Genomic DNA, 13,506 nt, shown 5'->3' on the forward strand with positions numbered 1-13,506 from the left:
GGGGGGTGTCCGTCCTCGGTCGGGCGGTTGCCGTGGCTCCAGAGGTGCTGTTTCTTGACGCCCGCCGCTGCGGGCGGACACCCCCCGGCACGTCCCCTTGCCGCCGTCCGCGGGTGCGGCTACATCTCGGCCCAGGCCCGCCGCAACGTCTGCTTTTCAGGGGCGCGGGGAACTGCGCGAACGGTGGGGACGGCAGCGGTCACGTCATGGCGCAGGTGCACCGCAACCCCCTTCTTTCAGGGGCGCGGGGAACTGCGCGAACGGTCGCGACGGCCACGGTCACGGCCTGACGCAGCTCCACTGCAACCCCCTGCTTTTCAGGGGCGCGGGGAACTGCGCGAACGGTTGTGACGGCCACGGTCACGTCGTGGCACAGGCCCACTGCAACCCCCTTCCTTCAGGGGCGCGGGGAACTGCGCGAACGGCCACGACGCACCCGCAGCCGCCGGCCCGTCAGTGACGTGGGGTGTCGGCGCCGAACGTGAGCATGCCTCGGCGCCGCATATGGAGCACGACGGCCGCACCCCCGGAGAGCAGCGCCAGCGCGGTCAGGGCCAGGGCACCGACCTGGGTGCCCGTGGCTGCCATGGAGCCGGTGCCGCCGCCACCGCCGGTGCCACCCCCCGTGTCGCCGCCCGCCGCGCCCCCCGTGTCGCCGCCCCCACCGTTCGTGCCGCCGGTGTCCGTCCCGCCGTCCGTGCCGGAGGAGTCGGACGGGGACGGCTCGGGGCTCTCGTCGGTCTCACCGGTCGTGAAGGCGAAGTCGACGGAGTGGCCGTCCGCCTTGTCCTCGGCCAGCGTCAGCACGTGGTCGCCGTCCGCGATGTCCTCCGGGACGGTGAACTCGTACTCGTCGACGGTCCCTTCGGCGTTCGCCGTCGCGTTCTCGAAGGTCTCCTCGCTCTCGGCGAGGGTGACCTTGACGGCGGCGTCCTTGCCGTAGCCGCGCGCGGTGATCCTCACCTTCTGGCCGGGCGTGAGGCCGGGGTTGGCGTCGAGGGTGTTGCCGTCCTCGTCGATCACTTCGAGGTCGGACGGATCGGTCGGGTCGGGGGAGGGCTCCTCGTCGGTGCTGGTGAAGTTGAAACTCGCGCGATGGGTGGCCGCGCCGCCCTCGTCGAAGGTCACCTTCGTGTCGCCGTTGATGGTGCGGTCGGGGATCGTGTACGCGTAGTCGACGACCGCGCCGTCGGCGTTCGCCGTCGCGTCCGGGAAGGTCGCCCCGGTCGTCGGGGACTGCGTCACCTGCACGGTGGACCCGGGCGTGAATCCCCGGACGGAGATCTTCACGGTCTGGCCGATGGAGAGCGTCGGCTTGTCCCCGAGGGCGTTGCCGTCGGCGTCCTTGGCCGTGAGGAGGTAGCCGATGCCCACCGGATCGCTGCCCTGTGCGTCGCTGAATGCCTCGGGGTCGGCCGACTTGAAGACGGCCTGGTAGGTGTGGGGGCCGCCGACGGCCGGCGCCTTGATGGTGAGCTCGGCTTTGCCGTCGGCCACCTCGTCGGTGCCGAGGGACGTCTCGCCCTCCTTGAACTCCACGGTGCCGGCCGCGTCGGCGGGGTTCACCGTGGCGGAGAGCTTGAGGTCGCCGTTGATGGAGACGCCGTCGGCCGCGGTCACGGTGAGGGTGGTGACCTTCTGCTCCAGCAGGGTCCAGGTGTCGCCGGTGACGCGGACCTTGGCCTGGAACCGGGGAACGGTGAGGCCGCTGCGGCACGACAGGCCCAGCGTGTACGTGCCGTCCAGCGACCCGGTGGCGATGAACTTCCGCAGCGCCTTCTCCAGGCTCTGCGGCGTGCCGGCGGACTGGAGGTTCACCGTGAACGGATCCGTGCCCTCCGGGAACGTCGCCTGCCCGATGACCTGCTGGGAGGTGGGGGCGTCGGGGTTGGCGTTCGGCTTGTACACGCGCAGGTACGCCGTGTTCGGGATACCCGGGCTCGACGCCGCCGGGCAGCCGGTGCTCGACGTGACGGACGTGGCCAGGGGATCGGTCGCGATCGTCCCCGTGGCCGGCGTGAGCGTGAACTTGCCGAGGTCCGTCGCGGCGTTGGCTCTGCCGGCGAGGGCGAGGACCCCGGCCAGGGCCGCACACAGCAACGCGCAGCAGGTCAACAGCGCCACCGGGGACCGGAGTTGCGCGAGTCGATGATTCATGTGGTGCTCCCCCCACGGGGTTTCGGTTGCGGATGGACAGGCCAGTGGGCCGGGCACCCCGTGGGTGCCCGGCCGTTGTGCGGGTTACTGCGCGGCGATCAGTTCTCGCCCTTGAGGGAGGTGCTGCCGCAGTCGGAGACGGTGCCGAAGCCGTAGACCTCGATCGTGGCCGTGTCCTGGCAGACCTTGGAGCCGGCGCCCACGAACGTGCCGGCGATCCCGGCCTCGCTCAGCCGCGCCGTCTCGACGACGTTGTAGACGGGGCGGCTGTACTCGCCGCCGTCGATGGTGTTGAGGACGGTGGCACCGTGCACGTCCTCGATCAGACCGCCGGTCTGGGCGGTGTACTTCGCCACGGAGTACGGGGCGATGTGCGCGGCGGACGTCAGCGCCCGGCCGTCGTGCTCCTGCATGGTGCCGACGCAGGAGCCCAGGGTCGGGTTGCCGATCTGGGTGAGGAAGAAGCTGCGCGTGCCGGAGCCGCTCTGCGGTACCAGCGGGGTGACGGGGTTGCCGTTCACCGACGTCACGGTGCACTCGTAGATGGCCTTCAGCTGAGCCGTGGTGAAGTTCACGCCGACCAGCGGGCCGTCCTGACGGACCGCCATCTTCAGCTTGTCCGACGCGAACGGGATCCAGGTCAGGTCCGTGCCGGCGGTCTGGACGCCGCGCGAGGAGCGGGCGAAGTCCAGGCAGCCGGTGCCGGCGTCGATGTCGTTGTTCAGTGCCGTGATGCCCTGCGAGGAGCCGTTCGGGCGGGCGATCTCACAGCCGTCCTCGCGGGTCTTGATGGGCGACGTGCCGGTCGCGTCGTACGACGCGATCAGCGTGCCGCCGTCGACGGACTCGCCGAGACCGTTCATGACGTCCTGCGTGGTGTCGGAGCCGACGCCGGCGAGGACGCGGTAGTCACCCGCGGCCGGGTCCGCCGAGGCGACGGGGGCCATGACACTGAGGCTCAGGGCGGCGGCACCGACGAGGGCACCGGCGAAAGCACGGGACTTGACGTTCACTTCTGTTCTCCTCCGTAGAAACGGATTGCGAGCAATGCGATGCACGGTCGAGCAGAATTCGGTTTTCCCGCGACCGACCCGTGGACCGGCCGGGCAGAACAATTCCGTGATTCAACATGGGCAGCCACCAATTCCAACCGCCCATCAGGTTACGAGTCCATTGCCTAGGCGAATCCAAGGGAATTCCCCGGATTGTGCGGAAATTCCCCGGAGCTCTCGGTCCTTCCAGGCCCCGGGGAATTCGCCGGCCGGGAGATGTCAGCCGCTGCCCGCCGTGCGTGCCGAGAGGCGCAGCATGACCGGGCCGGCCAGGGCCGCCACCCCGCCCGCGATCAGCACGCCGAGCAGCACCCAGCGGATCAGCCCCAGCACCTCGGAGGGGGTGAGGCCGCCCGACCGGGCCACGTTCTGCTTCGCCGGATCGGTCTCGGTCGGGGCGACCGAGGATGAGGGGGCGTCCGCGCCGCCGGGGCCGGCCGCCGAGCCGGCCGTACCGCCCGCCGCGCCTTCCGCGGGACCGCCGGTCAGGCCGCCGGTGCCGGTGCCGCCGGAGAGGCCGCTGACCGCCGTGTCGCCGCCGGTACCGCCGTGCGCCGCGCCGCCCGGTCCGGGCGTATCGGTGGACGGCCCGTCGCCGGGGTCCGGCACGCCCTTCTCCAGCCGGTCGGCGGCGCGCTCCGCCTGCAGGCGCAGAGCGGGGGGCAGCGGCGCGTATCCGTAGGGCAGTTGGCCGTTCGCGGTGCCCTGGGTCTGCCCCTTGTCGGCCGCGTACCGGATCACCCGGGCGTAGTCCTGCCGTGCGTCCTTCGCCTGCTCCAGCGAGGACGCCGCGTACACCACGGCGGTCAGCGGATAGGCGCCGTCCCTCATCCTCGCGGGGGCGGGCTTCTTGACACCGGCCACCTGCGAGTCGGGCATCTGGGAGACGGCCTTGAGCAGGGAGGCGCCGGCGGGCTTGACGTACTGCCCGTCGGCGTCGGGCAGGGCGGCGGCGTTCAGCTGGTAGCGCCAGGCGGAGACGTTGTCGACGATCCCCATCTGACGCTGGTCCACCGGAGTCGCCCGTTCGACCGTCGCCCACTTCGTGAGGTTCTGGTTGGCGGTGCACTCGAAGGCGGTGCCGATGTCCCCGCGGCGGATCTTCACCGCCCCGTCATGCATGTCGGTCGCGTACGGGACCACTTCCTGCCCGGTACGGGCCATCGTGAGCCCGGCGGCACCGCCGCTGCACGGCACGTTCGTGGGCGTGAGGTCGGCCTTGGGGAAGTAGTCGAGGGAGTCCGAGATGACCCCGTCCTCGAGGTATTCGGGATTGACCTTCATACCCCAGGGGTCCTTTTTCCCTTCGAGGAAGTTCTTCGCGTCCGGGTCCGCGAGAATGTACTCCCACATCATCCGGGCCGAGTCGGTGTTCTCCGAGGTGATGACCATGCCGATCGGCGATTTGAAATCCGCTCCCGCGAAACCGGGGTTGAGCTTCAGGAATTCCGGGTCCCCTCCGATGTATTTCGGATTGCCGGACAGGTAGGCGGGGACGGGATCCTGCGAGGAGACCAGGCTGCTGGGGTAGGACTGGGTGAGCGCCTTGGCCAGGAGTCTCTGGTTGAGTTTGAGCTCCTTCAGGGGCGTGTAGTTGAAGGATTCCTTCTCGTACATCCAGACGAAGGCGACCGTCAGGCCGCTGATCGCGACCGGCGCGTGCACCACCTGGGCCGCGCCCTCGGCCGGCTGTACGGGGTCGAGCGTCATGGCGAGCCCCGGCGCGCCTGCGCCCGGTGTCAGCACGGCCTCCCGGGCGTGCGACTCTCCGGACTGGGTGTACGTGAACCGGTGGGTGCCCGTCCGGCACAGCTCGCTCTGCCAGGCCGTGACCGCGTCGGTGGCCAGCTCGGAACCCATGATCACGCGCTCCGGCTTGTCGGGGTCGCAGGCGGTCGCCACCGGCTCGAAGTCGAGCCGGAAGACGATGCGCTGGTTCCAGTTCGACAGGCTGAGCGCCGAGGTGAGGTTCGGCCTGGCCTCCGAGCCGCCGTCCGGCTCGTGCTCGCCCCTGGGCACCACGACCAGCCAGCACGGCCGGACCGCTCCGCTCGACGCCTTGCGCGCTCCGCAGCCCAGGTACTCCGACTCCAGCGCGGACTTCATCTCGAAGACCGCCTCGCCCTCGCCGTTGCCGTCATTGGGCAGCCACGAGAGGGAGTTGGTGTCCCCGGCGGTGAAGTAGGTGCTTTCCAGGGACGTCGTGGTCGCGGGACCGCTCACCGGCTTGAAGGGGACGAAGGTGGCGCCGAACCGGTCCGTCTCGAAGTCGTCCGTCTCCACGGGGTCGGTCGTCGGCGAGACCTGACGACCGGTCCCGGGCGGGATCCTGGCCTCGTTGCCGAACTCGCACTGCGTCCGGTCGGGCCCCTTGACCGGGTCGTCGCCCCAGCACTGCATGATCTGCAGGAAGTTGTGCTTGGCCGGGGTCTTCGGCGCGGGTTTCCCACCCGTCCAGGACACCTTGACGCCCTGCCACCGGAGCCCCTGGGTCTGGTGCACGGTGACCTCGAGGTCCGAGAAGTCGTCGTACGGGCCCTTGGCTCCGCTCTTGGTCACCGCCGAGGTCCCGGTCGTCGCCGCCCGCGCCTGGTCCGCCCCGTCGGGCAGCGGCACCAGGGCGAGGGTGACGGCGGCGAGGATCGATCCCACGCCGAGCCCGATCCGTCGGCGGCCGGGAGTCGTCCCCGGCCCGGTTCTGCGTATGCGTACCGTCGGCACTCTCATCCGAACTCTCCCTTGCGGCGGTTGCGTGCCGCGAGGGCCCGCGCGGTGAGCGGCGGTCCGATGACGACCGCGACGAGCAGGACGGCGGACAGCGCCATCAGGGCGCCGCGCAGCCCGAAGGCGTTGCCGGAGGCGAGGCTGACCGGGTTGGCGGCGACGGAGGTGTCGCCGGTGCCCGTGCCGTCGGCGCTGACCAGCTCGCCGGTGTCGGGGTCGATCACTCCGCCGGAGGTGCCGCCGGCCGCCGCACCCCCGGTCGTGTCGGGCTGTCCGTCACCGTCGGTGTCGGCGGAGGCACCGCTGCCGCCGGTTCCCCCCGTGGCTCCCGCGCCGCCGGTCGACGCCCCGGTCCCCGAGCCGCCGGTGGCGCTGCCCGCGCCCCCGGAACCGCCGCTGCCGCTGCCGCCCTGGGCACCCGGCTTGACGGGCGTGTCCGTGCCCGCGGCGCCGGCGGTGCCGTCGGAGCACTGCGTGGACCCCTTCTTGTCGCAGGACTTGGGGAAGGGGGCGTTCTTGATCAGGGTGTTGACGCCGCCCGAGAAGGTGGGATTGCGGCAGTCGTTGATGTTGATGGAGCCGGTGGGCGCGCCCGGCACCTTGCGCAGCTGGTCGAAGCCGGCCTGGACGAGGTTCTTCGGCAGCGGCGAGTAGCCGAGCTGCTCCGCCTGCTGCTGGCCGTCGCACAGGAAGTAGCGGCCGAACGTGCCCAGTGAGTTGCCCTTGGCCTTGGTGAAGCCGGACTCCTCCTTGGTGGGCAGGATCATGTAGCTGTAGCTGGACAGCGGGTAGGTGCGGGCGTCGGCGTTGCGGTAGACGCCGTCCAGGATCTGCGTCAGGTAGTTGACGGACCGCGGGTTGTCGTTGATCGCGGCCTTGGTCAGGGCGACGGCGACGCTCGCGGCGGTCGGCTCGACGTAGTAGTTGTCCTTGTTGAGGACCTTGGCCACGGGGAAGCCGGTGTTCTTGGCGTAGGAGTACTCGACGTAGGTGAGGGCGCCCTCGCCGGAGGGCTGGCGGACATGGCCGGAGACGCCGAGCGAACCGGACTTGGAGACCATCGCGGAGCCGCTGAGCAGCGGGTAGTTGGAGGTCATGCCGCAGTTGCCGCTGCCCCGGCCGGTGCGGGAGCAGTAGTCGGCCCAGACCGAGCCGTGCTCCTTGGACAGCCAGGTGGTGAACTGGGCGCTGGTGCCGGAGCCGTCGGAGCGCACGACCGGGACGATGGCGCGGGCCGGCAGGGTCAGGCCCGGGTTGTCGGAGCGGATCGCGGCGTCGTTCCAGCGGGTGATCTTCCCGGTGAAGATCTTCGCGATGGTCGCCCCGGACAGGCGCAGGTTGGTGACCATCCTGCCGTTGATCTTGAGGTTGTACATGAACGCCGTTCCACCGGCCACGATCGGCATGTAGGCGTAGCCGCGCCGCGGCGGCTGGTCCGTGATGCCCTGTTCCTTCAGGCCGTACGGGATCTCGGAGACCGCGAAGTCGACCGTGTTGTTCTTGAACTGCTCGCGGCCCTGGGAGGAGCCGTTGGCCGTGAAGTTGACCGTCATGCCGTAGTTGGCCTTGACGTTGCGGACCCACTGCTGGACGGCGTTGGCACTCCAGGTGGATCCGGATCCGGTGATCTTGGCGTAGGAGGCGGCCGCCGCCGGCGGGGTGTTGACGGCGAGCAGCGCGCACAGCAGTGACAGCACGGTGGCCGCCAGACGGAAGCGAGTGGCGGGTTTCACGACGGACTCCCGGGTTGCGTACGGAGGTTGGCGGAGGTGGGGGTGCCGGTCGGGGCGGTGGCCCGGGCGGCGAAGCGGCGTGCGTCGCGCCGGGAGGCGAGCACCCGGCGGTGTTCCTGGCGGTGCGTCAACTGGCCCGGTCCGCGCCCGCCGACGATGCGCGCCAGCACGAACAGCAGCAGCACGAGCACCATCAGCAGGGACGCCGTACCGAAGCCGCGGGCGACCATGGTCGGCTCGGGCGACTTCACGAACTCGAAGGTCGCCAGCGGCAGGGAGACCATCGGGCCGTGCAGCGGGTCGAGGTTGAGCTCCGAGGTGAAGCCGGCGGTCAGCAGCACCGGGGAGGTCTCGCCGATGCCGCGCGCGGTCCCGAGGATCACCGAAGTGGTCAGGCCCGAGCGGCAGGTCGGCAGCACGACGTGCCAGACCGTGCGCCAGCGCGAGGTGCCCATGGCGTACGCGGCCTCGCGCAGCGTGCCGGGCACCAGCCGGATCACGACGTCGGCGGCGCGGATGATGATCGGCAGCATCATCACGGACAGGGCGAGCGAGGCGGCGAGGCCGGACTGGTCCATGCCGAGGCCGAGGATCGCGGTGGCGTAGATGAACAGGCCCGCGACGATGGACGGCAACGCTGTCATCGCCTCGACGATGGTGCGCACGAACCGGGCGAACGGGCCGGGCACCTCGTTGAGGAACACCGCGCAGATCACCCCGGTCGGGACGGTGACCACCAGCGCGATGACGATCATGATGAGGGTGCCCGCGGCGGCGTGCAGGGCGCCGCCCACGCCGAGCGGCTCCAGCGGACCGGCCAGCTGCATGTCCTCGGTGAAGAAGTTCAGGTGCACCAGCGCCCGGCGGCCCTCGACGAGGGCGTACACCACGACGATCGCCAGGATCGCCACCATCAGCACGCCCATCGACCGCACCACGGCCGCCGCGATCCGGTCGACGACGGCCGGCCCGTCCTCGTCGAAGGACACCAGCAGCGCGTACACCAGCAGGAACAGGCCGTAGGCGGTGACGACGAAGCCGACGGCGCCGTTGAACGGCAGCAGGCGCCCGAACAGCAGCCAGGTCAGCGACAGCGCGGAGGCCGCCGCGCCGAGGACGGCGTAGACGTCGGTGCCGCGCATCGCGGTCAGGGCGCGCCGGCGCTCACCGCCGGGTGCGGCGGCCCGTGCCGGGCCCGGCAGCGTCGTGCGCGACCGCTCGGGCGCCTCGGGGGCAAGGGTCATGAGGGCTCTTTCCGGGACGGGGGGTGCGGGGCCGGGGTCGGGGCGTACGAGGACGGCGGTGTGCGGAGTCGGCGGCGGGCGGAGTCGGAGGCGTGCGGGGCGGAGGCGTGCGGGGCGGGCACGTCAGGCGTCGCTCGACGCGCCGGAGCGGGACCGGGCGACGATCGAGGACGCGGCGAAGTTGACGATCAGGGTCATCACGAACAGGGCGAAGCCGGCCGCCATCAGGGCGGACATGCCGAACTCGCTCGCCTCGCCGTAGCGCAGGGCGATCAGGGAGGAGACCGAGCTGGTGCCGGACTGCAGGACGTGCCACTGGATGTCGAAGGTCAGCGAGATGATCATGAAGACGGCGATCGTCTCGCCGAGCGCGCGGCCGAGGCCCAGCATCGTGCCGCCGATCATGCCGCCGCGGCCGAAGGGCAGGACGACGGAGCGGATCATGCCCCAGCGGGTCGCGCCGAGCGCGTAGGCACCCTCGCGCTCACCGGCGGGGGCCTGGGAGAAGACCTCGCGCATGATCGAGCAGATGATGGGCGCGATCATCATGCCGACGACGAGTCCGGCGATGAAGGTCGAGGAGGTGTAGAGGCTGGCGGGGGCGAGCGGGTCGTTCGGGTCCGCGCCCCGGACCTCGAAGACCGGGATCCAGCCGACGTAGGTGGAGATCCAGCGGGCGGTCGGCAGCACCCGGTCCTGGAGGAAGAACACGCCCCACAGGCCGTAGACGACCGACGGCACCGCGGCCATCAGGTCCACCACGCTGATCAGCGTCCGGCGCAGCCTGGCCGGCGCGTACTCGGAGATGAACAGGGCCGCCCCGGTCGCCAGCGGCACGGCCACGCACACCGCGACGGCGGCGATCAGGATCGTGCCGACGAGCACGGCCGCGATGCCGAACCGCCCGGCGTCCGGCGCCCAGGCGGCGGTGGTCAGGAAGGACCAGCCGGCCCGGTCCAGCGCCAGCCACGCCCGGTACAGCAGGAAACCGCCGACGAGCAGCATCACGGTCAGCACGAATCCGCCGCCGGAGCGCAGCACCGCGCGGAAGACGCGGTCGGGCAGTCCCGGATCCGCGTACAGCCGCCGGGGTACGTCGCTGTCGACGACCCCGGCGGCTGTGGCGGTGACCGGCTGCGGCTGTCTGGATCTTCGGATCGAAGGCACGTTCCCGACACTCCGGGGCATCGGTTGACATGCCCATCCCGAGGCGTGAACGAGAGGTTCCCTGGGGGCAACTTCCGTTTACTGTCGGTGACTCATGTATCGCCCCACAACTCCGGTCCCGCGTAGGCGAGTTCCGGCAGCATGGCCCGGAAGCGCTCGTAGGAGGACCGGCAGGTCGCGTGCCGCTCGTAGGTGCGCGCCGAGCCGGCCAGATGGGCACCTGAGGCGTCCCACACCGCCCACACCCAGCCGCCGCCCTCGATGCTGTGCTGCACCCCGCCGGCCATGTCGTCATGGCGCCGGCACAGGCGTAAGAACGCCTCCCGGCATCTGTTGTGCGTCTCGTGCGAGGTCAGCGACACGGCTACGGAGCGCCCATTGGACGCCACGAGCCGCCAGCCGAATCCTCCCTCGCCGTTGATGTCGATCTGGCATCTCATGCCCACCGCGACCGCGGATCTTCCCGCCTCGCCGGACCGTTCCATGTCCCCACCCCCGCCGCCCACGGACGAGTAAACGTGCAGGTAAGGCGTTGGGGGGCGGCAGCAGCAATCTAATGAGGAGCGGCAGGCAAAGAGCCGACAAAGTACCTGCCCGCCGCACGCTTCATGTCGAAGTATCCCCTCGGCAACCCCTAGGACAACTTCCGAGAAAGCGCTCACTGCACGGAGTGGACAACGTTGCCAATTAGGGGTGGAAAGCGGGACTTGCGACCCTTGGGGCCACCGCCGCGCACACCGGTCGAGCCGTCAGCGGGGTGCCGTTCACCCCGCCGCGACGAGCGCCGTGAGCGGCGACGGGGTGGGGATCCGGCTCGGCGGCAGAAGGATCCGGCTCGGCGGGCATGCGGCCCCGGCTCGACGGCGGCAGGCCCGGCTCGGCAGGCCCGTTCCGTCGGCAGGCGGAAGGCTCCGGCTCGGCGGGCATGCGGCTCCGGCTCGACGGCGGGAGACCCGGCTCGGCAAGCCCGGTCCGTCGGCAGGCGGACGGCCCCGGCTCGGCGGCGGAAGGCTCCGGCCCGTCAGCACGCCGCCCGGCGTCCGCAGCGACCTCTCCGGCGGGTCCTGGGAACCCCGGGAACCCGGGGTTCAGCGACCGCCCCGGCGGGTCCTGGGAACCCCGGGGGCCCCTGAGGCCCGCAGAAAGCTCGGGAACCCCAGAAAGCTGGGGCACCCCGGGAACCCCGGGGCGTGGCCCCCGCCCCCGGAACGCCTGGAGCTCGTCGGCCGCTCAGCCGATCGCCAGCAGGATCACCAGCAGCACGGCGCCCGCGACGACCGGTCCCGCCACCTCGTAGGCCCAGCGCACGGTCACCTCGCCCTGCGCGGACTCGGCGTGCTCCCCGTGCTCCAGCATTTCCCGCAGGTCGTCCATGACCTTGTCGGTCTCGGCCCGCATCGGACCGTCCGCGTCCACGTCCCCGCGCGGCGCGCCGAAGCCGAGGCCGCCGATTCCCGCGCTGCTGCCCATGCGGCCGCCGCGATCGCCTCGGCCCGCGGCCGCGCGGGCCGTGCGCCGCGCGGCCTTCTTGCGGGCCCGCAGCGAGACCGGGACCGCCCAGAGCTGGAACTTGGTGCCGGACTTGGTGACGACCTCGTTCGAGTAGCTGGAGCGCAGCGCGCCGACCTGCCCCCAGGGCAGCACGATCACGCGGAGCGGGTTGCGGATGCGCAGCCGGTCCTCGTTGGCGTGGACGGCGGGGCGCAGGGTGAACGCCGTCACCAGCGGCACGACGAGGATGAGCGCCGCGAGCGCCAGCCACTGGGTGCGTCCGTCGCCGCGCAGCAGGGCGTCGATGCCGAGCCAGAGCACGATGACCAGCAGCGCGACTCCGCCGACGATGCCCATGGGTGAGCGGTACACCCGGTCCTTCGACGTGGGGTCCGGAGAGGGGGACGGGTGTTCGGGGGTCGTCATGGGCCCGATTGTGCCTCACGCGTGCGGAAGTGTTCGATCGCCGGATCACCGGATCGCCGGATCACCGTGAGGGCCGGCCTCCGCTCGCGGGTGCGGGGCGGTGGGGGTCGGCCTCCGTTCGCAGGGGCGGGCCACAGGAACCGACCGCGCGGCCCCCGGCACCCCCCAGGCATACCGACCGGCGCGGATCCCCGCCCCCTGGGCAGGCCAGCCGGCGCGGACGCCCCACACCCCGGGCAGACCAGCGAGCGCGGGCTCCCACACCCCGGGCAGGTCAGCCGGCGCGGACCCCCACACCCCGGGCAGACCAGCGGGCGCGGGCCCCCTGGGCAGACCGACCGGCGCAGACCCTCGCCCCCCTGGGCCGACCGAGCGCAGTCCCCCACCCCCTGGACGGCCCGGCGAGCCCGCACCGGCCAGATCCGTCCCCCCAGCTCCGCCCCCACGGGTCCGCCCCACAGATCCATCCCCGCCGATCCGCCCCCCACAGATCCATACCCTCGGGGTGTACAGCCGCTACGCGCGTAGATATGCTCGTCTGGTGACCATGCCCACCAATGCATCTGCCGCAGCACACGCACTCACGGACGTCACCGCGTCCGACAGCACGCTGCGCCGCTTCCTCCACGGGCTGCCGGGTGTCGACGCGGTCGGCCTGGAGGGGCGGGCCGCGTCCCTCGGTACCCGTTCCATCAAGACGACCGCCAAGGCGTACGCCATCGACCTCGCCATCTCGATGGTCGACCTGACGACGCTGGAAGGCGCGGACACCCCGGGCAAGGTCCGGGCGCTCGGCGCCAAGGCGGTCCGCCCCGACCCGACCGACCGTACGGTGCCGCCGACGGCCGCCGTCTGTGTCTATCCCGACATGGTGGCCACCGCCAAGGAGGCCGTCGCCGGCTCCCCGGTGAAGGTGGCCTCCGTGGCCACCGCCTTCCCGGCGGGCCGCGCCGCCCTCGGTGTGAAGCTGGCGGACGTCCGTGACGCGGTCGCCGCCGGCGCCGACGAGATCGACATGGTCATCGACCGGGGCGCGTTCCTCGCCGGGAACTACATGAAGGTGTACGACGAGATCGTCGCCGTGAAGGAGGCCTCCGGGGCTGCCCGCCTCAAGGTCATCTTCGAGACCGGCGAGCTGTCGACGTACGACAACATCCGGCGGGCCAGCTGGCTCGGCATGCTGGGCGGCGCCGACTTCATCAAGACGTCCACCGGCAAGGTCGCCGTGAACGCCACTCCCGCGAACACCCTCCTTATGCTGGAAGCGGTGCGGGACTTCCGCGCCCAGACCGGCATCCAGGTCGGCGTGAAGCCGGCCGGCGGGATCAGGACGACCAAGGACGCCATCAAATTTCTCGTACTGGTCAACGAGACCGCCGGCGAGGACTGGCTCGACAACCACTGGTTCCGCTTCGGCGCCTCCTCGCTTCTGAACGACCTGCTGATGCAGCGGCAGAAGCTGGCCACCGGCCGCTACTCCGGCCCCGACTACGTGACGGTGGACTGATCACC

9 protein-coding genes are annotated in these 13,506 nt (G+C 71.3%); 1 reads left to right on the forward strand and 8 read right to left on the reverse strand.

Annotated features, from left to right (window positions below):
• Positions 1-453: 453 nt before the first annotated feature.
• From ACGFW6_RS30255 to ACGFW6_RS30290, 8 genes are all read right to left on the reverse strand, one after another.
• Positions 454-2,157, reverse strand: coding sequence for a hypothetical protein (locus tag ACGFW6_RS30255; protein WP_393516711.1), 1,704 nt, complete (start codon positions 2,155-2,157; stop codon positions 454-456).
• A gap of 98 nt (positions 2,158-2,255) precedes the next feature.
• Entirely contained in the window at positions 2,256-3,170 is a 915-nt protein-coding gene (locus ACGFW6_RS30260) for a substrate-binding domain-containing protein (protein ID WP_393516714.1), read from the reverse strand.
• Between the two features lie 258 nt (positions 3,171-3,428).
• Positions 3,429-5,936 (reverse strand): hypothetical protein, encoded by a 2,508-nt coding sequence (locus ACGFW6_RS30265; RefSeq protein ID WP_393516717.1) that lies wholly within the window; start codon positions 5,934-5,936, stop codon positions 3,429-3,431.
• Positions 5,933-7,666 carry a phosphate ABC transporter substrate-binding protein PstS gene (pstS, locus tag ACGFW6_RS30270; RefSeq protein ID WP_393516720.1) on the reverse strand — a complete coding sequence of 578 codons (1,734 nt, stop codon included), beginning with the start codon at positions 7,664-7,666 and terminating at the stop codon, positions 5,933-5,935. Before pstS ends, ACGFW6_RS30265 begins: the two co-directional genes overlap by 4 nt.
• Complete coding sequence (pstA, locus tag ACGFW6_RS30275) at positions 7,663-8,910, reverse strand: phosphate ABC transporter permease PstA (RefSeq protein WP_393516722.1); 1,248 nt, start codon at positions 8,908-8,910, stop codon at positions 7,663-7,665. Before pstA ends, pstS begins: the two co-directional genes overlap by 4 nt.
• 123 nt (positions 8,911-9,033) lie before the next feature.
• A complete protein-coding gene (pstC, locus tag ACGFW6_RS30280; RefSeq protein WP_393516725.1) occupies positions 9,034-10,077 on the reverse strand; it encodes a phosphate ABC transporter permease subunit PstC in 1,044 nt (347 codons plus the stop codon).
• Between the two features lie 92 nt (positions 10,078-10,169).
• Entirely contained in the window at positions 10,170-10,562 is a 393-nt protein-coding gene (locus ACGFW6_RS30285; protein ID WP_393516728.1) for a hypothetical protein, read from the reverse strand.
• Positions 10,563-11,307: 745 nt separating this feature from the next.
• The gene (locus tag ACGFW6_RS30290) at positions 11,308-11,994 is read right to left on the reverse strand and encodes a PH domain-containing protein (protein ID WP_393516731.1); all 687 of its coding nucleotides are present in this window, start codon (positions 11,992-11,994) and stop codon (positions 11,308-11,310) included.
• 541 nt (positions 11,995-12,535) lie between these two features.
• On the opposite strand from ACGFW6_RS30290, the gene deoC reads away from it, so the two are divergent.
• Positions 12,536-13,501: a deoxyribose-phosphate aldolase gene (gene deoC / locus ACGFW6_RS30295; protein ID WP_393516734.1), complete on the forward strand. Its 966-nt coding sequence runs from the start codon at positions 12,536-12,538 to the stop codon at positions 13,499-13,501.
• Positions 13,502-13,506: the final 5 nt, after the last annotated feature.

Source organism: Streptomyces sp. Y7, from assembly GCF_043195415.1.
Classification (GTDB): domain Bacteria; phylum Actinomycetota; class Actinomycetes; order Streptomycetales; family Streptomycetaceae; genus Streptomyces.